The sequence below is a fragment of the Streptomyces sp. NPDC050535 genome, from assembly GCF_044457665.1.
Classification (GTDB): Bacteria; Actinomycetota; Actinomycetes; order Streptomycetales; family Streptomycetaceae; genus Streptomyces.
Map to the genome: position 1 here is coordinate 290,281 of NZ_JBITHE010000007.1, position 22,539 is coordinate 312,819.

The window sequence follows — 22,539 nt, forward strand, 5'->3', positions numbered from 1 at the left end:
CACTCGGTGCCCGGAACCCCCGCCATCGGCGGAGCGACTGCTCAGTACACCGGCTTGTCCGGCTCGATCTGGTTGACCCAGCCGATCACACCGCCGCCGACGTGCACCGCGTCGGCGAAGCCCGCGGACTTCAGGACAGCGAGGACTTCCGCACTGCGGACACCCGTCTTGCAGTGCAGGACGATCTTCTTGTCCTGCGGAAGGGTCGCCAGGGCGGTGCCCATGAGGAACTCGTTCTTCGGGATCAGTTTGGCGCCGGGGATCGAGACGATCTCGTACTCGTTGATCTCGCGGACGTCGATGATCTCGATGTTCTCGCCGTCGTCGATCCACTCCTTGAGCTGCTTGGGAGTGATCGTCGAGCCGGCGGCCGCCTCCTGGGCCTCTTCGGACACGACGCCGCAGAAGGCCTCGTAGTCGATGAGCTCGGTGACGGTCGGGTTCTCGCCGCAGACCGCGCAGTCCGGGTCCTTGCGGACCTTGACCTGGCGGTACTGCATCTCCAGGGCGTCGTAGATCATCAGGCGGCCGACCAGCGGCTCACCGATGCCCGCGAGCAGCTTGATCGCCTCGTTGACCTGGATGGAGCCGATGGACGCGCACAGCACGCCAAGGACGCCGCCCTCGGCGCAGGAGGGAACCATGCCGGGCGGCGGGGGCTCCGGGTAGAGGCAGCGGTAGCAGGGGCCGTGCTCCGACCAGAACACGGACGCCTGACCGTCGAAGCGGTAGATCGAACCCCACACGTAGGGCTTGTTGAGGAGCACGGCCGCGTCGTTGACCAGGTAGCGGGTCGCGAAGTTGTCCGTGCCGTCGACGATCAGGTCGTACTGGCTGAAGATGTCCATCACGTTCTCGGCTTCGAGCCGCTCTTCGTGCAGGACGACGTTCACGTACGGGTTGATGCCGAGTACGGAGTCGCGGGCCGACTGGGCCTTGGAGCGGCCGATGTCCGCCTGGCTGTGGATGATCTGGCGCTGCAGGTTCGACTCGTCGACCTCGTCGAACTCCACGATGCCGAGCGTGCCCACGCCCGCCGCGGCCAGGTACATCAGCGCCGGCGATCCGAGGCCGCCGGCGCCCACACAGAGCACCTTGGCGTTCTTCAGCCGCTTCTGCCCGTCCATGCCCACGTCGGGGATGATCAGGTGGCGGGAGTACCTGCGGACCTCGTCTACGGTGAGCTCGCCGGCGGGCTCGACCAGGGGTGGCAGCGACACGGGGACTCCGTTGGTCGGTCAATCACTACAGTTGTTCTCCCCGTAACACTGCCACGCCCTTCTTCATTCCGAGACACCCGTTCCGATCCGCGAGACGATCTCGTCCCAGTAGCCGGGCATGGTCTCCCAGGGATCTGCTCGTCCGCCGCGGTCCGTGCGATCGGTGAAGTAGATCGTCGAGGCGCCCTGCCAGCGGGCGATGCGCAGCGCCTCGTCGAGATGACCGCGCGGTACGCCGTGCACGAAGTGGCAGAAGCGCTCGGGCGGATGGTCGGCGGTCCACTCGGCGACCTGCGACCAGCGGTAGTCGCTCCAGGAGCCGGAGAAGGTCACCAACTGGTCGGCGTTCTCCGCATATCCGGGGTAGGGGTGGCTGCCATGGCCCAACACGATGTGCGCGCCGTCGCGGAGCGCGCGGAGTGTGATGACCGTACGGCGGACCTCGGGGAGTCTGGCGCGCTCGGTGGGGCAGCGGTCCAGCAGGAACCCGTCGACCTGGTACCAGTCGAGATACCGGTGCGCGTCGGAGACCTGCTCGCCGAAGGGGCGCGCGCCGTATCCGGTGTCCAGGCTCCCGAGCACCCGGATCCCCGCGTTGCGCAGCCGTCCGGCGGCCTCCAGGCAGTGCGGGTCGGGGCGGGTGCCGGGGCCGTTGCCCACGTTCAGGACGACCCAGTGCAAGGGAGTGCCAGGGCGGGTGAGTTCGGCCCATTCGACTGGAGCGACGAGGGGGTGCGCATAGCCGGGGATGCCGAAGCCGAGGCCCAGGTCGGTGCTCGCGGTGCCCGTCGCGGTACTGGTCAGATACGGCATGCCGCCTCCATCCAGATGTCGGCGAGGGATTCCTCGAGGTTGATCCGGGGACGCCAGCCGAGCCGGTCGCGTGCGGTGCGCACATCGGCCTGCTGCCAGCTGCCGCAGCCGTCCGGATAGGGATACGCGACCGGGGCCGCGTGGTCCGGTTCGCTGCGGGGGTGGCCGATGACTGGCCTGACGGGGCTCGGAGGTCCGTCGAGTTCGTGCAGCGCGCCGCCGTAGCCGGCGACGCGGGCGAGTACGGCGGCGGCGTCACGGAGGCGTACGGCGCGGCCGGAGCCGATGTTGATGACGCCCTGGGCGGCGGAGAGCGAGGCGGCGTGGACGGCTCGGGCGACATCGCGTACGTCGATGAAGTCGCGCTGGACGCCGAGTCCGCCGAGTTTGAGTTCGCCGTCGCCGGACTGCATGGCGCGGCGCAGGGCCTCGGCGAGCCGGCCGAGCGGGGAGCCTGCCGGGGTGCTGGGCCCCGCGGGCGAGAACACCCGTAGGACGACGGCGTCCAGGCCGGACCCGAGGACGAGTTCGGTGGCGGCGAGCTTGCTCACGCCGTACGGGCCGCCCGGGCGCGGCACGGCGTCCTCGGCCGTGGAGGAGCCGGGCTGACTGGGTCCGTACTCGGCGCCGCAGCCGATCTGCACGAGGCGTGCTCCGCAGCCGCTGCGGCGAAGGGCCTCGCAGACGGTGGCGACGGCGACGGTGTTGTGCCGGGTGAGTTCGCGTGCGCCGCCCCGGGTGGCGCCGGCGCAGTTGACGACGACTCCGGGGTGCACCGCGTCCAGGAAACGGGTGAGCGCGCCGGGGCTGCCGGAGGCGAGGTCGAACCGTACGTCGGCGTCGTCGCCCCGGCCGAGCGCGGTGAGCTGCACGGCCGGGTCGGCGAGCAGCCTGTCGGCGACGAATCGGCCGAGGTATCCGTTGGCTCCGATCAGCAGGACCCTCATCGGGCGGCTCCCGGGGCGGATTCTCCGGTTCGGGAGGTGATCATCTGGCGTTCTCCTTCGGGTGATGCCGTGGGTCAGGGGGAGGGCCCGCGGTGTCGGCCCCGCGGGAGCGATGTGCCGGGGACGGGGGGTGGACCCCGGCCTCCGGGCGTGGTCCACGGCGGTGGGGGACACCGTGAGCCAGGTCTCGGGTCGTGGCGCGCGGCGCCGTTTTCGGCGGGCGAGGCCCCGGGTCGGCTCGTGGACCGAGGCGGGGAACGGTCCACGGACCAGGGCATCCGGTGCCCGGGCCGCTCCGGGCACCGGCACCGCCACTGGCACCACCGCCACCGCCACCGGCACTCGGAGCAGGACACTCACCGCCCCGCCGGCCGCACTCACCGCCCCGCCGTCGGCACTCGCCACTCCACCGGCGGCGCGCACCAGCCCACCGGCGGCAAGGACCACTCCGTCGGGAGCACGCACCGCTGCTCCCCCGTCGACGCGCGGCACTCCGCCGGTGGCACTCGCCGACCCGTTGCCGGCTCATGCCGTCCCGCCGGGGAGGGCGTGGGCCGAGGCGCGGGTCAGGGTGCGGGTGGAGTGGATCAGGAGGACGAGGGTGGCGGCGCCGCACACCAGGGCCGGGACGGCGCCCGGCCCCCACGCGGCGACGACGGTGTCGACGGGCACGGAAAGGAAGGCACAGCCGGGGAGGCGGCCCGCGAAGACCGTGGCAAGAGAGATGGCCTCGGCCACGCCCGCGGTGGCGAGGACGACGGCCGGTGCGTGGGTGAAACCGCGTGCCGCGAGCAGCCGGGCGAGCAGGAGAAGCGTGCCGAGGGCAGCGGCTCCGGCGTAGGGGACGGGTTCGCCGAGCGCCGCCCCGCACACGGCGAGCAATCCGATGAGGGTGCACAGGAAGAGCCCGAGCACCCCGAGGAGCAGGGGCTTTACGGAGGAGGCGAACTCCTCCAGACCGCGGCTGGCGGCCAGTTTGCGGCGGGCTCGGACGGCGAAGAGGCGGGCGCACCAGGCCGCCGGGGCGCAGGCCAGGGCAAGGGCGAGTACTGGGGCGGTGGCCAGGGGCCATGGGCCGTCGGGGCCACCTTCGACGCCCGCTCTCAGCAGTCCGTCGCCGAGGAGGGCGTACGCGATCAGCCAGCACGTCCACGCGCGCGTGCCGCTCGTCATGTGGTGGGTGACGTTCAGGGGGCCGCGGCGGAAAGCGATGCGCAGGCCGAGGGCCACGGCGAGGGCGCCGAGCACGGCGATCGCCAGGCGCGGTCGCCCTTCGGTGAGACGCAGCCCCGTGACGGTTGCCGCGCACAGGGCGCCCGGCAGCAGAGCGAGCACGGCCCAGACGGCGCGCTCTCCTGGGCGCGCCGGGGACACCGAGCGCTGTACGGGCTCCCCGTCACGGGGCACGCGGGCGTACAGCTCCTCGGCGAGCGAGAACACGTCCCGGTGCCGGAACCGCGCGGCGGTCCGGTCGGTCACCCCGTGCGCCTCAAGGCCCGCCGCGATCTCCAGCGGGTCCACGGCCCGCTCGCAGAGCTCCCGGTGCCGGTGCATCAGGGCTTTCACCGGGTCCACGCCGCCGCGTCGGCTGCCGGACTTGCGCGCGGCGCCGGCCGCACCGCCCCCCGCACCGTCGCGCGCCCCGCCAAACGCCTCCCGAACCCCGTCAACAGGCTCAACCGCCGAACCCGCACCCCCGCGCACGCCCCGCACGCCCACGCCTGTGTCCGCGTCCGCGTCCGCGTCCACGCCGGAACCGTCCACACCCTCGTGCGCCCCAAGCGCCCCGCCTGGCCCCCCGGTCACCTCACCGGCGCCCGAGCCGGATCCGTCAGCCAGCTCGGCCACCGCGTCCACACCCGCCAACACGTCCGCCACCGCGTCCGCCACCGCACCCGAACCCACACCCGCCGCGGCGTCCACACTCGCCACCGCACCTGCCTCCGGCGCCGGCTCCCCCGCATCCCTCTCAGCCCGAACGTCCATCTCGCCAACCCCCGTCACAAGCCACTCCTCCGACCGCGCGTCCCAGGCGCCAGGGCTGCTGGGGCGTCCCGGCCGGTTCAGCTCTCCGAGTTCGTTCATCAGGCGCCCTCCCCGGCGGGGACGGGGACCGTCGCGCGCACCGGAGCGCCCGCCGCCCAGCGCGGTCGGCCCGTGGGCATCAGGCGGGCCTCGGCCCAGCGGCCCGGCACGTGGGCCTCCGCCGGGACGCCGAAGGGAAGCGGCTCGCCCGCCGCGTCCACGACCACGCGCCGTAGCGGTGAGTGCGAAACGATGTCCAGGTAGATGCCGTGAAATGCCGTGATGTTCTGCTCGACGGTGAACAGTTCGAGGGCGCGTGCGCGGGCGGCCGCGCCGAGGCGCCCACGGCGCTCGGGGTCGCGCAGCAGGGCCACGCACGCCTCGGCGAGCGCCCGCGGATTGCGCGGCGGCACCACAAGTCCCGTACCGCCGATGACCTCGACGACCGCGCCCACGTCGGTGGAGACGGTGGCGCGACCGCAGAACATGGCCTCCACGAGACTGATCGGGAAGCCTTCCACGACGCTGGACAGGACGATCACGGCTCCGGAGGCGTATGCCTCCGGGAGGCTGGGGACCTCCGGGCCGCCGATCTCCTCGAACGACACCGGGTTGTCGCCGACGGCGTGTACGCCGGTCGCCTCGTCGGGGAAGAGCTGCGCGGCCAGTGCCTTGCAGTGGGCGAGGTAGGTCGCGCCCTCCGGCCCGTCGGCGGGCGCTCCGACGATCCGCAGCCGCGTCTTCGGCTCGTCCTTGCGGATCTCCGCGAAGGAGTGCAGCAGCGAGATCAGGTCCTTGGCGGGTTCGATGCGGCCGACCCACACCAGCGTTTCCGGGTCCGCGTATCCGGCGGTCTCCGGGCTCTCGCCCACCTCCGCGAAGCGGGAGGCCTCCATGCCGGGATAGACGGTGCGCAGTTTGGCGCGGTCGGCGCCGCACCGCTCCTGCCAGCGCCGGGCATGCGTGTTCCCGGGCGTGATGACCGCTGCCGCGCGGTAGACCTCGCTGGTGAGCCTGCCGTGGAACGCGGCGAGCAGGGCCCGTACGGCGGGGACGTCGCCGACGGCGGCGGACTCGAGGTAGTGCGCCCGCAGCTGCACGCCGTACTCCGTGACGAGGAGGGGCACTCCGGAGAAGTGCCGCGCGAGGAGGCCGGGCAGGGCCGCCGTGCCGCCGGCCGTCGCGTGGCACAGGTCGACCGAGTCGAGCCCGTCGCCCTCGTACCAGTCGAGGGACAGGGGACGCAGTGCCCGTTCGACATGGGCGGCGACCGTGAGCAGGTCGGGCACACGGGCGGCGCGTGCGGCACGGAGTGCGCCGGGCGCACGACAGGCGCACTCCAGCGCACGTACGGCGCCTTCGGAGCGGAGTGCTCCGATCAGACCGCCCTCGTCGCGGGCGAGTTCGGCGAGCTCGTACAGCGCACTGCCGAAACGGTCCGCCTCAGCGGCGCCGGCGTTCCCCGAGCCGTCGGCGGCCCTCGCGGAACCGGAAGTCGCCGTGCCGACGGCCGCCGCCTCCGACCCCTCGCACAGCGCCGCGGCCAACTCCCCGTACGCCTCGGCGAACCGCCGCCGCGCCCTCCGCCCGTACACCGCGCCGTCGTCCTCGGCCATCCACAGCGGCGCCGTCCGCACCCTGCTGACCTGCGGCGGGAGTTGGATCCAGCCCTCGTCCTCCTGGCGCTCGCTACGGCTGAGCGCGTAGATGTCGAACTCGTGCTGCCCGAGCCCGCGTACGAGCCGGTCGCACCAGAGCCTGGCGTCACCGCTCACATACGGATAGCCACCCTCCGTAAGCAGTCCAATGCGCACAAGTGCACCCCCGATCTCCCTTGTGGGGAGCCGCCGTTGACCCGGCGGCTCGCAGCGGGACGAACGTATGCGGACATGACGGTGGCGCGACGGACGGTTGTCCATCGCGCCACCAGAAGGGGTGAACGGTCGTAACTTTCCCGCGCAGATCGCGTTCGCTCGCGCTAAGGGATCAAGCAGTTACGTTTCGCTGGGCAACGGCCAGTGCCCGGCGGGCGGTGCGGCGCCGCGCCGCGACCTCCGGATCGAGTGCCGGTACGGCGGCCAGCAGCTGCTTCGTGTACGGGTCCCGCGGGGACTCGTACACCTCGTCGGTGGGCCCGTATTCGACGATCCGCCCGCGTCGCATCACGGCCACGCGGTCGCTGACCTGGCGTACGACGGCGAGGTCGTGGGCCACGAAGACCAGGGCGAGACCGAGTTCGCGTTGCAGTTCGGCGAGCAGGGCGACCACCTGGGCCTGGGTGGTGACGTCGAGCGCGGAGACCGGTTCGTCGCACACGATGGCGTGCGGCTCGGCCGCGAGCGCCCGCGCGATGCCGACGCGCTGGCGCTGCCCGCCGCTGAACTCGTGCGGGTACCGGTCGTAGTGCGCCCCTTCGAGCCCCACGCGCTCCAGCAACTCCCGTACGCGCCCCCGAATGCGCCCCTCGTCGCGTTCCCCACCCGCGCGCAGCGGGTCGGCGATGGACTCCCCCACACCGCGTCGGGGGTTGAGCGAGGAGACCGGGTCCTGGAAGACCATCTGCACGGCGGGACTCACCCCGGCCTGTTCACGGCCCTCGTACCGGACCGCGCCGGCCGTCGGCTCGAGGAGCCCCACCAGCATCCGCCCCAGCGTCGTCTTGCCACTGCCGCTCTCCCCCACGACGCCGAGCGTCTCGCCCCGGCGGATGGTGAGCGACACGTCGTCCACGGCCGTGAACCGCCGCTTCCCGCGGCCGAATTCGCGCCGCAGTCCGACGGCTTCGAGCACGGCACCGTCCGAGTCCGGTGTCCGCCGCAGCGACTGCTCCGCGCCCGGTTCCGCACCCGACTCGGCCCTCTCCCTCACCCGCACCACGTCCACGCTCGGCACCGCCGCCAGCAGTTCCCGCGTGTACGCCTCCTGTGGAGCGCCGAGCAGCGCGCCGACCGCCCCGTGCTCGACGGCCCGCCCGTGCCGCATCACCAGCACGTCGTCGACGCTCTCGGCGGCGACGCCCACGTCGTGGGTGACCAGGAGCAGCCCCATGCCTGTCTCCTCCCGCAGGGTGTGCAGGAGGTCGAGGATCTGGGCCTGCACGGTCACGTCGAGGGCTGTGGTCGGCTCGTCCGCGATGAGCAGCTCCGGCTCGCAGGCCAGCGCCATCGCGATGAGGGCGCGTTGGCGCATCCCACCGCTGAACTCGTGCGGCCGGGAACGGGCCCTGCGCGCGGCGTCCGGGATGCCGACCCGGTCGAGCACCTCGACGGCACGCGCGCGTGCCGCACGCCGCGAGGCCTTCACGTGCACCCGGTACACCTCGGCGATCTGGGCGCCGACCGCGTAGTACGGGTCCAGGGACGACAGCGGATCCTGGAAGACCATGGCGGCCTTGCCACCGCGCAGCCGCCGCAGTTCGTCGTCGGAGGCGGCCTGGACGTCCAGGCCGGCCACCCGCACCGTTCCCCCGACGCGCGCCCCGGTACCCCGGTGCAGCGCCAGCAGGGCGGACGCGACCGTGGACTTGCCGGAGCCGGACTCACCCACAAGTCCGAGCGCGGCGCCCTTCTCCAGCCGGAAGGAAAGCCCGTCGACGGCACGCAGGCCCCCGAACTCGACGGTGAGACCGCGGACTTCCACCAGGCTTTCACCAGCACTGCCGCCAGAATTGCCGCCAGAACTGTCGTCAGGATTGACACGAGGGCTGTCACCGGGGTCCACGGCAGGACTCACGACAGGACTCATGACAGCACCACCCGTCGGTCGGCCACCGCGAACAGCACGTCCGCGACGGCGTTTGCCAGGACCACGAAGAAACCGGTGACCAGGACCATGCCGACGACCACCGGCAGGTCGACGACGTTCACCGCGTGGACGAGTTCGCGCCCGATGCCGGGCAGTCCGAACATCGTCTCGGTGAGCACGGCGCCGCCGATCGCCGACCCGAAGTCGTTGGCGGTCAGCGCGATGACCGGCGCGACGGCGCCTCTCAGGGCGTGCCGCCCGATGATCGAGCGCTCCCGCACGCCGTACGCGCGGAAGGTGCGCACATGGTCCTCGGCGAGCGTCTCGAGCATCGACGCCCGGGTCAGGCGGGCGTACTTGGCGGCCTCGATCAGTGCGAGGGCCAGCCAGGGCAGCAGCAGGTTCCACGCCCACTGCTCGGGGTCCTCGGTGAAGGGCACGTACTGCGGGAAGGGCAGCCACTGCAACTGCCCGCAGACCACGATCATCAGCACCAGCCCGATGACGAAGACGGGCGTGGCGGTGCCGGCGAGCGTGACGCCGGTCAGCACACGCTCGGTGATCCGGCCGCGCCGCCAGGCGGACAGCACGCCGGTGCCGACGCCGAGGATCAGCCACATCGCCGACGCGCCGATCACCAGCGAGAAGGTGACGGGCAGCTTCGCCCAGATCAGCTGGGTGACCTGCTGGTCGCTCTGGTACGAGAGCCCGAGGCAGGGCGCGTCGCAGTGCTCCACCGACGTACCCGTCGAGTAGTCATGGCCGACGACGATGCCCTGAAGGAAGTGCCAGTAGCGCAGGTAGAGGGGGTCGTCGAGCTTCAACTGCTCGGCGACCTGCCGCACCTGGGCGGGCGAACAGCGCGGACCGCAGGTGATCTGCGCGACGTTGCCCGGGGCGGCGTAGAAGACGAGGTAGATGATCACGGAGATCGCGAGCAGGGTGACGACGGCACCGACCAGCCGCCGCAGGGTGAAGCCGGCGAAGCCACTCAGCCCCACCAGACCGCCCAGCCCCTTGAAGCCCCGCAGCCGCGAACCCTCGCCACCACTCAGGCCCTTGAGCCCCCGCGACCGCGAACCCTCGCCACCACTCGGACCCTTGAGCCCTCGCGGCCGCGATTCCTCGCCACCACTCAGCCCAGAGCCGCCCTCGATCAGTCCAGAGCCGGCCTCGAGCTGACTCGATTCGGCCTTGAGCCGACTCGATTCGGACAGGTCGCTCATGCCTTGGCCTCCCGCCTGCGGCCCGTGCCCACCCGCAGCCGTGAGGCCGCGCGCGGGTCGAGGGCGGTGCGCACGCCGTCGCCGAGGACGGTCAGCGCGAGCACGGTGACGAACAGGGAGCCCGCGGGAAGCAGTAGGTACTGCGGCGCCGCCTGGTACCAGACGTCGGCCGCGGTCAGCATCTGTCCCCAGGACGGGGTCGGCGGCTTCACGCCGACGCCGAGGAAGCTGAGCGCCGCCTCGACGGTGATGTTGATGGGGACGAGCAGAGCCGCGTACGTGATGACGGGCGCGGCCAGCGCGGGCAGCAGCTCACGGCGGGCGACGTGCCAGGAGCCCCAGCCGCTGAGCCGGGCGGCCGCCACGTAGTCGAGCTCCTTGAGCGTCAACGTGTGCGCACGCACGATCTTCGCGGTCGAGCCCCAGGCGATCAGGCCGATGACGAGCGCGACCAGCAGGGGCCGCGGGAAGCTGCTGGGCACGATCGCGAGGAGCGCGAGGGACACGATCATCAGCGGCATCGCGATGATGATGTCCGTGACGCGGCTCAACAGTTGATCAACCCATTGACTGCCGAGGCCTGCCGCGACACCGACGACGACACCGATGAAGACCTGCACCACGGTCGCCGCGAACGCGACGCCGAGGGAGACGCGGGCGCCGTAGACAAGCCGTGCGAAGAGGTCGCGGCCGGTCTGCGGTTCGACGCCGAGCCAGTGGTCCGCGCTGATGCCACCGAGCGATCCGACGGGCACGCCGCCGCGGGCGGAGTCCACCAGACCCGGGTGATAGGTGGTCGGGTCCTGGCCCTCGATCGCCGTGAGCAGCGGTGCGGCGAGCGCGATCAGGACGAGCAGCGCGACGACGCCCGCCGCGACAAGGGCGGCCCGCTGCGTACGCAGCCGCCGCCAGAACTGACGAGCCCCCGAAACCCCCGGGACGGATGTGTCCGTCCCGGGGACCTTGGAGGCGACAAGTACGCCACTCACGGCGCTACTTCACCGCGACCTGGGAGATGTCCAGCACACCGGTCCAGTCGCTGATCACGACGTTCTTGATGTCCTTGCCGTACAGCCGCTTGTAGACGGGGTGGAACAGCGGCACGGTGAGCGCCTGTTCGCCGATCTTCTTGTCGAGTGCACCCCAGCGCTTGGCGGCCTCGTCAAGATCGGTCAACTTGTTGATCGCGTCAATCTCGGCATTGACCGACTTGTCGTTGAGGAAGCCGGTGTTGAAGTTGGCGCCGTCCTCGACGATCTGCCGACCGTCGAAGATCGGAGCGAGGAAGGGGCCGCCGGAGGGCCAGTCGGCACCCCAGTGGGCGAGGAAGAAGCCGGGCTCGGTCTTGGCGCCGTGGATCTTGTCGCTGTAGTCGTTGTCCTCGAGACCCTCGAGCTTGACGGTGATCCCGGCCTTCTTCAGGGCGTCCTGGATGGCGGTCGCGATCTCCGGGCTGGTCTCGAAGTCCTGGGCGTTGGAGTGCGTGAGCGTCACCGTGAGCCCGTTCGCGTAACCGGCCTCCTTCAACAGCTCCTTGGCCTTCTCCGGGTTGCCCGAGGCACCCGCCGGGAAGTGGTCGTACGCCGTGTAGCCGAAGGACTCCTGGTCCGGCAGGTACGTGGTCGCGGCCTCCGCCAGCGAGGAACCGCCCGCCGCGTTGATCACCGACGTACGGTCGACGGCGTACGAGATCGCCTCCCGCACCTTCGGATCGTCGAACGGCTTCACCTTCGGGTTGAAGGCGATGTAGTTGGTGTAACCGAAGTGTCCGGTGCCGACGCGTGCGGCGAGTTCCTTGTCGCCGGTGACCTTGGCGAGTTCGGCCGGGCCGAGGTTGGTGTCCGTGGTGACGGCGGCGGCGTCCGCACCCTGGGACGAGGACAGCCGCTGGTTGATGACCGAGGAGTCGGTCCCCGACTTCACGTCGATCCTGTCCGGGTAGGCCTTGCGCTCGGCGTCGGTCGAGGCGGACCAGTACGTGTTCCGCTCCAGGACCAGCCGCTCGCCGTCGTTCTCGTTCGAGACGACCTTGTACGGGCCCGAGGAGACCGGGTGCTCCTCGTACTTCGTGCCCTTGTCCTTGGCCGCCGGGACGGGCGAGAACTGGGTCTGCGTGGCGAGGTAGGGGAACTCGCCCTCGGGCTTGTTGAGGCGGAAGACGATGGTCAGGTCGTCCGGCGTCTCGATCGAGTCGAGGCCCTTCTTGTCCTTGTACGGGCCCTCGTAGTCGGCGCCGCCGATCAGCCAGTCCCTCAAGTAGGGCGCGCCGCCGGACAGTTCGGCGGCGAAGGAGCGCTCGATGCCGTACTTGATGTCGGCGGACGTGATCGGGGTCCCGTCCTCGTACTTGAGGCCCTTCTTCAGGGTGTACGTCCACACGGTCGCGTTCTCGCTCGGGCGGCCCGTGTCCGTGGCGAGGTCGGGGACGACCTCGGCGCCGGCGGCGCCGTCCTCGCGGTTGCGCGTGGTGAGCGTACGGAAGACGAGGGAGGGGACGTTGCCGCCGCCGGAGGTGTAGAGCCGCGCGGGGTCGAAGTCGCTCTGCGGGTTCGAGTTCAGGACGGTCAGCGTGCCGCCCTTCTGCGGCTTGGCGTCGCCGCCGCCCGCGTTGGCATCGTTGTCCTCAGGCCCGCAGGCGGCGGCACCCGCTGCCACGGCGAGGCTGACGGATACGGCGGCCACTCGGCGCGCTATGACGGACGGTTGACGCATGGGAAGAGACCCCTCAGGTAATTCGGAGAATGCCGCGCGACGACGTCGCGGCGGGCAGGAACAGCCGCGGAAATCGCCCCTGCGGCACGCCGAATTCCGGAAACGCCTGTTCACCGGTGTTTCATCGATGATTCACCGGACCGAATCCGGGGAGAACCCGGACAGGACCTCCGGGAGCCCGGAGGGGGAAAAAGCACCGACGCGCGCGACAGAGGCGGGCGTCAGCGACAGAGAATGTCGGCCACGCAGAGCGCGGTCACGCCGATCAGCGCCAGCTCAATGGCGGCGCGAGCGGAGACGTGACGAGGCGACATGCGGAAAAATATGAACGAACTTTCGCCGCATGTCAATGTGACCCCTGAGACGTCGATCAACTCCCGGGATACGCCCATGGGTTGGCCTTGCAGTGGATCCCGTCATGGTCGAGGAATTTGGTCTGCTGCTGCATCACGGGGGCGAGTTCGCCGTCCTTGTCGCAGGTGACGTGGCCGTATCCGAGCCGGTGACCCACCTCATGATTGATCAGCATCTGCCGGTATGCCAGCATTTTGTCACCATAGGTCTCGGACCCCTGCGCCCAGCGGTACGCGTTGATCATGACGCGTTCCGTCGACGCCGAGTCGCACGACACATTGTCCTCGGTCGTGTCGAGTCCGGACCTGGCACACCATTCCGCGGTCGTTCCCGGGCTCGCCAGCGTAATCACGAAGTCGGGCTTCCCGGAGGAAATCCGCTCAAAGGTACGGCCTCCGTCGTGGGCCCAGCTCCGGTCGTCGTTCAGGGTTTTCTGCACGGCCTGTGCGAAGAGCGGGGCATCGAGACCGAGCCCCTGTTCCACGTCGACGCGATAGGTGTACTTCTGCCCCTTGCCCGGCGCCTTGGCGAGCCCGCGGACCGCGTCGAACTCCCCCGATCCACTGAGCTTCGCACCGAGCGGGTACTTCTTGTCCATCTTCTCGGCGTACGTCAGCGCCGCCGCACTCGGTGTCGTCGACGGGGCCGGTGCCCCCGAGGCGTCCAGGGCGGCGCGCTCTCCTCCGCCGTTGGCCTGCGCGCGTACGCCGGTGTCCTCGCGCCCGCTGTCCTCCCGCCCGCTCGCCACCTGTCCGGCCACCACGACGGCGAGCACGGTGGTGACGGCTGCCGCCGCGATCCCGGTGAACGTCCGTCCCTTGCCGCCCTTGCCCTTGTCCGGCTCCTCGACCTCGGGCAGCGGCTTCTCGTCGGCCTCCGTGTCCCAGTCGGTCACGGAGGCGTAGGGGTCCTCTCGGTGCGGGGCGCCGGTGCGGGGCGCGAAGAGGTCGTCGTCCTCGTCGGGTTCACCCCCGAAGGCGTCGAGGTAGGCCTGCCGGGCCCCCGGCGCGGACATGTAACGCTGTGGCGGTATCCGGGGCCCGTGATACCCGGGCTGACCGCCCTGCGGAGCACCTGCCGCCACGCCCGAGGAAGCGCCGGACATCAACTGCCCCCAGGCACCGCCCGGTTCGCGCGTCTCGGGATGACCGCCACGCACCTGGGGGACGCCATGCGCGGGCGTCCCGTCGGGGAGGCGGGGCACACCACGGGTCGGGGTCCCGTCCGGAAGGCGGGGCACACCGTGCGCCGGAGTCCCGTCCGGGAGCCGCGGGTTCCCGCGGGCCGGCGTCCTGCCGGTCGGCGGCGTCGGACCGAGGGCGCCAGGACCGGCCACCGGCGCCGCGGCATCCCTGCCTGAGGTGCCCGAAGCTCCCGAAGCTCCCGAAGTGCCGGGGGCACCGGAAACGGCGGAAGCCCTGCCGACACCGTCGACCTGCCCGGGCTTCCCAGACTTCCCGGGCTTGTCGACCCTCTCGTCGGCGTGCCCCCGACGACTATGACGTCCCACGCCGCGCCTCAGCTTCCCGCACTGCCGGTGGTCGCCGACGAAGGCGCCAACTCGCCGGAGTCCACGAGGAGTTCACGGAAAGCCGTGGCCACGGTCTCCGGGTACTCCATCATCGCGACATGCCCCGCGTCCGGCAATGTCAGGAGCCGGGAGTCCCGGAAGGCGCGGGCCGCGCGCTGGGCCATGCGGAAGCTGACGAGCTGGTCACGGCCGCCGTAGATGAGAAGTGCCGGGGCGAGAACCCGCTCGGCCTGGCGCCAGAGCCCGTGCTGGCCGCCCAGCGTGTACGCGTTCACGATGCCGCGCGCCGACCGTGCCATGGCGTCCCAGAAGTACGGGAGGGCGAGCCGCCGCTCCATCTCCTCGACCGCCTCGTTGAAACCGTCGGGCGTGACCATGCCAGGGTCCCCGTAACAGAGCGCGAGGACCCCGCGTACGCGCTGCTCGGCGCTCCAGTCCTTGGTGAGTTTGGTGAACAGCCCCGCCACCCCGGGCAGCGCGATCAGCACGGTCGGCCACGCGGTGCGCTGCGCGCGGAGCTCCGGCAGCGCGGGCGCGACCAGGGTGAGCGTGCGGACGAGATCGGGCCGTACGGCCGCCACGCGCGTGGTGACGGCGCCGCCGAGCGAGTTGCCGAAGAGGTGCACGGGGCCGCGCCCGGACGCGTCCAGGTAACGGATGACCGCGCGCGCGTGCCCGGTGACCGAGTAGTCCCCGTCGTCCGGTGGCGGCGAGTCCCCGAAGCCCGGCAAGTCGATGGCCTCGCTGTCCACGAGCTCGTCGAGGAGCGGCATCAGCGCCGACCAGTTCTGCGAGGAACCGCCCAGGCCGTGCACGTACAACGCGGGCGGCAGTCCGTCGCGCGCCGGCGGCCTCGACCGCACCGTCAGCGTGATCCCGGGCAGGCCGACCGATCTCAGGCGCTCCCCCTCCGCGACCCTGACAGCGCCGACCTTCGGTGTGACAGTGGTGGCCAGCACGGAGGGCAGCTCGGTCGAAGACATGCGGCAATGTTACGAGACGATCACGCAGTGGTTCGTGTGTTCGCCGTCACAGATCCGTTCGATGTCACGGATTGCGAGCAATTGACGCCATGGATCGCGAGCCATTCGGCACCCTCGTGTCTTCGGTGTCACAGATCGCTCGCGCACGGCGAACGGCGAACGGATCGCATCGCGCCCCGATCGGGTGTCTCCTAGGCTCAGACGAGGGCACTCGTATCCCGTACAGGAGCGAATCTCGTAACAGAGCGCACGCGCACCACTCGGGAAGAGGAATCATGACAGTCGACCCCACGGACCCCGAGACCTTCGCGAACGAGGACGAGCCCGAGGAACTCGCGCCGGAGGCCCCCGAGGCCGACGCGGCCGAACAGCGCACGGGCCTGGAAACAGGGAAGGACGACCCCACGACGGTCGGCGACCCCGCCAACGCGGACGAGGGAGACCTGGCCGAGCAGGCGAGAGTCGTGGAACTCGACGAGGACGACTACCGGTGACGGCCTTCGGGTGACGCGCCCACCTCACCCCCGTACGGCACTGTCTGTGCCGTTATCGCTCCGCGTCCGGTACGTGAAATTGTGCGCTCGCACCGCGCACACCACGGTTACCGAAAAGTACGATGGCGGGGCGGCGCTCACCGCATGTGGACAATTTTGGGAGGCGGCGTGACAGCCATCGAGCAGACAGAGGCAGCACGCCCGCGGGGCACTCGCCTGCCGCGCCGTGCCCGACGCAACCAGCTCCTCGGCGCCGCCCAGGAAGTGTTCGTTGCGCAGGGGTACCACTCGGCCGCCATGGACGACATCGCCGAGCGCGCGGGCGTCAGCAAGCCGGTTCTCTACCAGCACTTCCCGGGCAAGCTCGACCTGTACCTCGCACTGCTGGACCAGCACTGCGAGTCGCTGCTCCAGTCCGTACGGACGGCACTCGCGTCCACCACGGACAACAAGCTGCGGGTACGCGCGACGATGGACGCCTACTTCGCGTACGTCGAGGACGACGGCGGCGCCTTCCGGCTGGTCTTCGAGTCCGACCTGACGAACGAGCCCGCGGTCCGCGAGCGCGTCGACAAGGTGACGCACGAGTGCGCCGAGGCGATCTGCGACGTCATCGCGGAGGACACCGGCCTTTCGCGGGCCGAGTCGATGCTCCTCGCCTCCGGCCTCGGCGGCCTGGCCCAGGTGGTGGCCAGGTCCTGGCTGCACAGCGACCGCAGCGTCCCGCGCGACCAGGCGGTCCAGTTGCTGACCTCGCTGGCCTGGCGGGGCATCGCGGGATTCCCGCTGCACGGCACCGATCACCACTGACAGGGCGCCGCTCACCACTTGAGACGGCGGCGATCACCACTGACACGGAGCAGGCGGCCGGGGGGCGTACCCCTCGGCCGCTTCTTTGTTCCCGTCGGCTGTTCGCTCCTGGCGTTCTCGGGCGGAGCGTGCGCGTCCCCTCACCGGGCTAATGTGTCCTGCGTACAGCGCGGACACACGCGCACATCACTGACCGTCGGAGGGACAAAGCCGTGGAGGTCAAGATCGGCGTGCAGCACGCGCCCCGCGAGATCGTTCTGGAGAGCGGTCAGACCCCGGAAGAGGTCGAGCGCGCGGTGTCCGAGGCGCTTGCGGGCAAGTCGCAGCTGCTGAGCCTCGTGGACGACCACGGCCGCAAGGTCCTGGTTCCGGCCGACCGCCTCGCGTACGTGGAGCTCGGCGAGCCCACGCAGCGCAAGGTGGGATTCAGCGCGCTGTAGTTCGGGCGAGCAGACGGGAAGGGGCCCGGTGGCAGTTGCCACCGGGCCCCTTCCCGTTGGCCGGCCGATGGCCGAATACCACTGTTCAGCTCAGGTGTTGAGCACAGATGGAGCACAGATCCACCACAGAGGAGGATTGTATTCCGCACGTCAGGGGTAGGACGGGCTACGACCGAATTGCACCGGCCGTGCGGGAGGGACCCCCACCATGCTCTTGGAAACGCTCGGCTCCGCGATGCTCGGTCTGGCACTGGCGTGGGCGGCCCTGTACCGCCTGCCGCACCGCCTCCCGAGCCGCCGGATGGTTCTGCCGACAGGCGTCGCCGGAGCCCTGTTCGGCGCCTTCCTGACGCACACCGCGCTGGGCGCCGCCAACCTGCTGGTGATCCTGGTCGGCGCCGTCGCGGTCTGCACCGCGTCGCTCTCCCTGCTGCTGCGCCCGGCGGAGGGATTTCGCCGCCGCTCGGCGACGGCGTGACCCGCCGCGCGACCCACTTGGCAGGGCGCCGCGCGACCCACCGCACAGGGCGGGCCGGGCCGAACGGCGCCGCGCGAGGCGGCGTTAGGCCGCCAGCCCCAGCGCCGCCATCCGCTTGGTGTGCGCCTCGGTGATCCGGGAGAACATCCGGCCGACCTCCGCGAGGTCGAACCCGTCCGCGACGCCGCCCACGAGCATGGTCGACAGAGCGTCGCGCTCGGCGACCACCCGCTGCGACTGGGACAGGGCCTCGCCCATCAGCCGTCGCGCCCACAGCGCGAGCCGGCCGCCGACCCGCGGCTCCGCGTCGATCGCGGCGCGCACCTTCTCGATGGCGAAGCTCGCGTGCCCGGTGTCGTCGAGGACGCCGAGCACGAGGCCGCGGGTGTCCGAGTCGAGACGGGCCGCGACCTCGCGGTAGAAGTCACTGGCGATCGAGTCGCCGACGTAGGCCTTGACGAGTCCCTCCAGCCAGTCCGAGGGCGCGGTCTGCCGGTGGAAGCCGTCGAGCGCGGCGACGAACGGCTCCATCGCCTGCGTCGCGTCCACGCCGACCGCGGAGAGCCGGTCCCGCAACCGCTCGAAGTGGTGGAACTCGGCCGACGCCATCTTCGCCAGCTCGGCCTTGTCGCCCAGCGTGGGCGCCAGCTTGGCGTCCTCCGCGAGCCGCTCGAACGCCGCCAGCTCGCCGTACGCGAGAGCTCCGAGCAGGTCCACGACCGCGGCCCGGTACTGCGGGTCCACGGAGGCGGTCTCCCAGGTCTGGGCGGCGATTCCGGTCGCCGCGGGAGTGGTGTCGTCCGTGACTGCGGAAGCGGTGTCCGCCACGGCCTCGGCGGGGGTGTCAGCGGAGTTGTCGGGCGTCGTCATGAAGCGCACAATAGCCCGCTCGCCGCAACACGGAAGTCCCTGGTCAATCAGTGTGACGACCACTACGTGACCAAATCGGCCAACGCATATGCGCGATTCCGAGGTATGGTGGTAATGCGCCCGGCGACTATTCGACGGGCCGCATGAATGAGGATGCCCGGTCGGAGGCCCGATCGGCTCCGACCCGACAGCCCTCCACGTCGGTACGGCGCATTGCGTACGACACCCGGAGGGAACCCTCAGTGGTACGAGAGCTCGAGCGTCGGCAGTAGTCCCATGCCACTCGGCCCGCCCGTAAGAGCGGCCGACGTCCCCGGCACGGTCCCGACTCGGCCCCCCGCGCTCGCCTCGTACTGCGTACACAGAACAGGCAGCACCCTGACTACCACTTTTCGAGACCTCGGAATCCTTGCCGAGACAGCTGAGGCCCTTGAGGCCGTCGGCATCATCACCCCCTTCCCCATCCAGGAGATGACGCTCCCCGTCGCCCTTTCCGGCAGCGACGTCATCGGCCAGGCCAAGACCGGCACCGGCAAGACGCTGGGCTTCGGCCTCCCGCTGCTCGAGCGCGTCACCGTCCCCGCGGACGTCGAGGCGGGCCGGGCACAGCCGGAGCAGCTCACCGACGCCCCGCAGGCCCTCGTCGTCGTCCCGACGCGCGAGCTGTGCCAGCAGGTGACGAACGACCTGCTGACCGCGGGCAAGGTCCGCAACGTACGCGTTCTCGCGATCTACGGCGGCCGGGCGTACGAGCCGCAGGTCGAGGCCCTCAAGAAGGGCGTCGACGTGATCGTCGGCACCCCCGGACGCCTCCTGGACCTCGCGGGCCAGAAGAAGCTCAACCTCAAGCACATCAGGGCGCTCGTCCTGGACGAGGCCGACGAGATGCTCGACCTGGGCTTCCTGCCCGACGTCGAGAAGATCATGAACATGCTGCCGGCCCGCCGTCAGACGATGCTGTTCTCGGCGACGATGCCGGGCGCGGTCATCGGCCTCGCGCGTCGCTACATGTCGCAGCCCACGCACATCCGCGCCACCTCGCCCGACGGCGAGGGCGCGACGGTCGCGAACACCGCGCAGTACATCTACCGCGCGCACAACATGGACAAGCCGGAGCTCGTCGCCCGCATACTGCAGGCCGACGGCCGCGGCCTCGCGATGGTCTTCTGCCGCACCAAGCGGACGGCGGCGGACCTCGCCGACCAGCTCCAGCAGCGCGGCTTCGCCTCCGGCGCGGTCCACGGCGACCTCGGCCAGGGCGCCCGTGAGCAGGCGCTGCGCGCCTTCCGCAACGGCAAGGTCGACGTCCTCGTCTGCACCGACGTCGCCGCCCGCGGCATCGACGTCGAGGGTGTCACCCACGTCATCAACTACCAGTCCCCCGAGGACGAGAAGACGTACCTGCACCGCATCGGCCGCACCGGCCGCGCGGGTGCCAAGGGCATCGCCGTCACGCTCGTCGACTGGGACGACATCCCGCGCTGGCAGCTCATCAACAAGGCGCTGGAACTCGGCTTCCCGGACCCGCCGGAGACGTATTCCACGTCCCCGCACCTCTTCGAGGAGCTGAAGATCCCGGCCGGTACCAAGGGTGTCCTGCCACGCGCCGAGCGCACCCGCGCCGGCCTCTCGGCCGAGCAGGTCGAGGACCTCGGCGAGACCGGCGGCCGTGGCGGTCCGCGCGGCCGAGGCGGCCGTTCCGCCGCCCCGGCTCCGGCCGCCGAGCGTGACCGGGAGCGCCCGGCCCGTACGCCGCGCAACCGCCGTCGTACGCGCAACGGCGCCCCGATGGACGAGACGTCCACCTCTCCCGAGGTGACGACCGAGTCCGCCGAGGCACCCACGACGAGCGAGCCGCGCACCCCGCGCCGCCGTCGCCGTACACGCGGCGCGTCGGACCCGGTCGCCGTGACCGAGACCGTCACCGAGCTGTCGCCCGAGCCCGCGGAGACCGCCGTGGCCACGGCCGAGGGCGTCACGGACGAGCCGGCCAAGCCGCGCCGCCGCCGCACCCGCAAGCACGCGGACACGGTGGAGGCCACGGCCGAGTCCGTAGTGGCCGAGGCGGTCGCCATCACGGAGACCGCCGCCGAGACCCCCGCCCCGCGCCGCCGCACCCGCAAGACCACCGCGGCGACCGTCGAGGCCGACATCCCGGCAGAGGCCACCACCGAGGCCCCGACCAAGCCGCGTCGCACCCGCAAGGCCGCGGCCCCCAAGGCCGAGGCCACCCCGGACGCGACCGCCGAGGCCGCCCTGGACACCGCCGAAGCCACAGAGGCCAAGCCGCGCCGCCGCACCCGCAAGGCCGCAGCCACCGCACCCGTCGAAGCCGACATCCCGGCCCAGACGGCGGAGGAGCCCGCGGCCCCGCGCCGCCGCACCCGCAAGACCACCGCGGCGACCGTCGAGGCCGACATCCCGGCAGAGGCCACCACCGAGGCCCCGACCAAGCCGCGTCGCACCCGCACCCCCAAGGCGAAGGCCACCCCGGCCACCGAAGCCGACATCCCGGCCCAGTCGGCCGAGACCCCCGAGCCGAAGCCCCGCCGCCGCACCCGCAAGGCCGCCACCACGGCCACCGCGGAGCCCACCGAGGGCTGATCACCAGCCAGATCCGATGGCCCGACCCCTCCACAGGGGCCGGGCCATCGGCATTCGCGGCAGAGCTGGGCCATGGACACGCGCGACGAGTGGTGCCCACGACACCCGCAGCCGAAAGACGACGGAAGGGGCCGGGGGCCGGTACATCAAATGCCCGTCGCGTACGTGGTCACACCGCCCCCCGCCATACGACACACCAAAGTGCCCATCAGGCGACGGGCGGATGTACCGGCCCCCGGCCCCGACCCACCGACGGCCACCGACGACCAGCGACGGCCCCCGACGACCAACGCGCGGCGACCACCGACACACAGCGCCCCACCGGGGCCACCCCACCCACCCCAACCCCCGCCGGATAACCTCACCCCATGAGCAGGCCCGCCACCTTCACCCCACCCCCCGGCGTAAAGGCCCACCGCCTCCACACCGCCCGCGGCGACTTCGCCGCGCTGGAAGCCACCCCGCGGGGCACGCGAAAGGGAACCGTCCTCCTGCTCCCGGGTTTCACCGGCAGCAAGGAGGATTTCATCTCCCTGCACGAGCCCCTCGCAGCGGACGGCTACCGCACGGTGGCGGTGGACGGCCGAGGCCAGCACGAGTCCCCCGGCCCACGGGACAACGAATCGGCTTACGCACAGGGCGAGTTGGCGAGAGACGTACTCGCACAGGCGGACGCCATCGGCACCCCCGTACACCTCGTCGGCCACTCCCTCGGCGGCCAGATCGCCCGCGCGGCCGTCCTCCTGAACCCGACGCCGTTCGTCTCTCTCACGCTCATCTCCTCGGGCCCGGCCGAGATCTCCCCCTCCCAGCAGCAGCGCGCCAAACTGCTCCGCGACGCCCTCGCGGTCATGGACCTGGCCCAGGTCTGGGAAGCCATCCAGGCGATGGAACCCCCCGAGGACACCGACACCGGCGACCTGGACACGGGGCTCGACGACCGCGCCGACCTACGGCGCCGCTGGCTCGGCAACAGCCCGGCCCAGCTCATCGCGACCGGCCGCCAGTTGTGCACCGAACCCGACCGGGTCGCCGAACTCGCCGCGCTCCCCCTGCCGAAGCACGTCCTGTCCGGCGACGAGGACAACACCTGGCCGCTCCCGCTCCTCGACGACATGGCCGTACGCCTGGACGCGCGCCGCACGGTCGTACACGGATCGGAGCACTCCCCGAACACGGACCGGCCCCGCGAAACGGCCCGCGCCCTGGCGGACTTCTGGAACACCATCCACCCCTTGGACTAGGCCCCCACCAGCCCAGCCCAGTCCAGCCACGGCCAATACCTGGG

19 protein-coding genes are annotated in these 22,539 nt (G+C 71.3%); 6 read left to right on the top strand and 13 right to left on the bottom strand.

Translation table 11 applies throughout. The annotated features are described in order from the left end of the window. Positions 1–41: 41 nt before the first annotated feature. The 12 genes from moeZ to ACIBLC_RS18855 form a co-directional block, all read right to left on the bottom strand. The gene (gene moeZ / locus ACIBLC_RS18800; protein ID WP_399212092.1) at positions 42–1,220 is read right to left on the bottom strand and encodes an adenylyltransferase/sulfurtransferase MoeZ; all 1,179 of its coding nucleotides are present in this window, start codon (positions 1,218–1,220) and stop codon (positions 42–44) included. A gap of 63 nt (positions 1,221–1,283) precedes the next feature. After that, complete coding sequence (locus ACIBLC_RS18805) at positions 1,284–2,033, bottom strand: spherulation-specific family 4 protein (RefSeq protein ID WP_399212093.1); 750 nt, start codon at positions 2,031–2,033, stop codon at positions 1,284–1,286. After that, entirely contained in the window at positions 2,021–2,980 is a 960-nt protein-coding gene (locus ACIBLC_RS18810; RefSeq protein WP_399212094.1) for an NAD-dependent epimerase/dehydratase family protein, read from the bottom strand. The genes ACIBLC_RS18805 and ACIBLC_RS18810 overlap by 13 nt, the downstream gene beginning before the upstream one ends. A gap of 525 nt (positions 2,981–3,505) precedes the next feature. Beyond that, a complete protein-coding gene (locus ACIBLC_RS18815; protein ID WP_399212095.1) occupies positions 3,506–4,912 on the bottom strand; it encodes a hypothetical protein in 1,407 nt (468 codons plus the stop codon). A gap of 152 nt (positions 4,913–5,064) precedes the next feature. Continuing rightward, positions 5,065–6,819 (bottom strand): DUF3492 domain-containing protein, encoded by a 1,755-nt coding sequence (locus tag ACIBLC_RS18820; protein WP_399212096.1) that lies wholly within the window; start codon positions 6,817–6,819, stop codon positions 5,065–5,067. A gap of 172 nt (positions 6,820–6,991) precedes the next feature. Further along, positions 6,992–8,644, bottom strand: a complete 1,653-nt coding sequence (locus ACIBLC_RS18825; protein ID WP_399212097.1) for a dipeptide ABC transporter ATP-binding protein — start codon at positions 8,642–8,644, stop codon at positions 6,992–6,994. A 101-nt stretch (positions 8,645–8,745) separates the two neighbouring features. After that, positions 8,746–9,744, bottom strand: a complete 999-nt coding sequence (locus ACIBLC_RS18830) for an ABC transporter permease (protein WP_399212202.1) — start codon at positions 9,742–9,744, stop codon at positions 8,746–8,748. 227 nt (positions 9,745–9,971) lie between these two features. Next, positions 9,972–10,964 carry an ABC transporter permease gene (locus ACIBLC_RS18835; protein WP_399212099.1) on the bottom strand — a complete coding sequence of 331 codons (993 nt, stop codon included), beginning with the start codon at positions 10,962–10,964 and terminating at the stop codon, positions 9,972–9,974. Between the two features lie 4 nt (positions 10,965–10,968). Next, positions 10,969–12,687: an ABC transporter substrate-binding protein gene (locus ACIBLC_RS18840; RefSeq protein ID WP_399212100.1), complete on the bottom strand. Its 1,719-nt coding sequence runs from the start codon at positions 12,685–12,687 to the stop codon at positions 10,969–10,971. Between the two features lie 221 nt (positions 12,688–12,908). Next, positions 12,909–13,001: an Ms4533A family Cys-rich leader peptide gene (locus tag ACIBLC_RS18845; protein ID WP_365443299.1), complete on the bottom strand. Its 93-nt coding sequence runs from the start codon at positions 12,999–13,001 to the stop codon at positions 12,909–12,911. Between the two features lie 56 nt (positions 13,002–13,057). Continuing rightward, complete coding sequence (locus ACIBLC_RS18850; protein WP_399212101.1) at positions 13,058–14,551, bottom strand: DUF3152 domain-containing protein; 1,494 nt, start codon at positions 14,549–14,551, stop codon at positions 13,058–13,060. A gap of 8 nt (positions 14,552–14,559) precedes the next feature. After that, complete coding sequence (locus ACIBLC_RS18855) at positions 14,560–15,555, bottom strand: alpha/beta fold hydrolase (protein WP_399212102.1); 996 nt, start codon at positions 15,553–15,555, stop codon at positions 14,560–14,562. Between the two features lie 275 nt (positions 15,556–15,830). On the opposite strand from ACIBLC_RS18855, the gene ACIBLC_RS18860 reads away from it, so the two are divergent. From ACIBLC_RS18860 to ACIBLC_RS18875, 4 genes are all read left to right on the top strand, one after another. Then, entirely contained in the window at positions 15,831–16,049 is a 219-nt protein-coding gene (locus tag ACIBLC_RS18860) for a hypothetical protein (protein WP_399212103.1), read from the top strand. A 168-nt stretch (positions 16,050–16,217) separates the two neighbouring features. After that, positions 16,218–16,859, top strand: a complete 642-nt coding sequence (locus tag ACIBLC_RS18865; RefSeq protein WP_383685544.1) for a TetR/AcrR family transcriptional regulator — start codon at positions 16,218–16,220, stop codon at positions 16,857–16,859. Between the two features lie 212 nt (positions 16,860–17,071). Further along, a complete protein-coding gene (locus ACIBLC_RS18870; protein ID WP_028801993.1) occupies positions 17,072–17,299 on the top strand; it encodes a DUF3107 domain-containing protein in 228 nt (75 codons plus the stop codon). Positions 17,300–17,507: 208 nt separating this feature from the next. Next, positions 17,508–17,777 carry a hypothetical protein gene (locus ACIBLC_RS18875; protein ID WP_399212104.1) on the top strand — a complete coding sequence of 90 codons (270 nt, stop codon included), beginning with the start codon at positions 17,508–17,510 and terminating at the stop codon, positions 17,775–17,777. 84 nt (positions 17,778–17,861) lie between these two features. On the opposite strand, the gene ACIBLC_RS18880 is transcribed toward ACIBLC_RS18875, so the two are convergent. Further along, positions 17,862–18,647: a ferritin-like fold-containing protein gene (locus ACIBLC_RS18880; protein WP_399212105.1), complete on the bottom strand. Its 786-nt coding sequence runs from the start codon at positions 18,645–18,647 to the stop codon at positions 17,862–17,864. Between the two features lie 471 nt (positions 18,648–19,118). Here ACIBLC_RS18880 and ACIBLC_RS18885 point away from each other — a divergent pair, with 471 nt between their 5' ends. Continuing rightward, positions 19,119–21,251, top strand: coding sequence for a DEAD/DEAH box helicase (locus ACIBLC_RS18885; protein WP_399212106.1), 2,133 nt, complete (start codon positions 19,119–19,121; stop codon positions 21,249–21,251). 368 nt (positions 21,252–21,619) lie between these two features. Continuing rightward, positions 21,620–22,495, top strand: coding sequence for an alpha/beta fold hydrolase (locus ACIBLC_RS18890; protein WP_399212107.1), 876 nt, complete (start codon positions 21,620–21,622; stop codon positions 22,493–22,495). The last annotated feature ends 44 nt before the right edge of the window (positions 22,496–22,539 follow it).

Coding starts and splice junctions, on each gene's coding strand:
- ACIBLC_RS18810 (WP_399212094.1), bottom strand. CDS start 2,980: ATGAGGGTCCTGCTGATCGGAGCCAACGGATACCTCGGCCGATTCGTC.
- ACIBLC_RS18860 (WP_399212103.1), top strand. CDS start 15,831: ATGACAGTCGACCCCACGGACCCCGAGACCTTCGCGAACGAGGACGAG.
- ACIBLC_RS18805 (WP_399212093.1), bottom strand. CDS start 2,033: ATGCCGTATCTGACCAGTACCGCGACGGGCACCGCGAGCACCGACCTG.
- ACIBLC_RS18875 (WP_399212104.1), top strand. CDS start 17,508: ATGCTCTTGGAAACGCTCGGCTCCGCGATGCTCGGTCTGGCACTGGCG.
- ACIBLC_RS18890 (WP_399212107.1), top strand. CDS start 21,620: ATGAGCAGGCCCGCCACCTTCACCCCACCCCCCGGCGTAAAGGCCCAC.
- ACIBLC_RS18845 (WP_365443299.1), bottom strand. CDS start 13,001: ATGTCGCCTCGTCACGTCTCCGCTCGCGCCGCCATTGAGCTGGCGCTG.
- ACIBLC_RS18885 (WP_399212106.1), top strand. CDS start 19,119: ATGACGCTCCCCGTCGCCCTTTCCGGCAGCGACGTCATCGGCCAGGCC.
- ACIBLC_RS18880 (WP_399212105.1), bottom strand. CDS start 18,647: ATGACGACGCCCGACAACTCCGCTGACACCCCCGCCGAGGCCGTGGCG.
- ACIBLC_RS18840 (WP_399212100.1), bottom strand. CDS start 12,687: ATGCGTCAACCGTCCGTCATAGCGCGCCGAGTGGCCGCCGTATCCGTC.
- ACIBLC_RS18855 (WP_399212102.1), bottom strand. CDS start 15,555: ATGTCTTCGACCGAGCTGCCCTCCGTGCTGGCCACCACTGTCACACCG.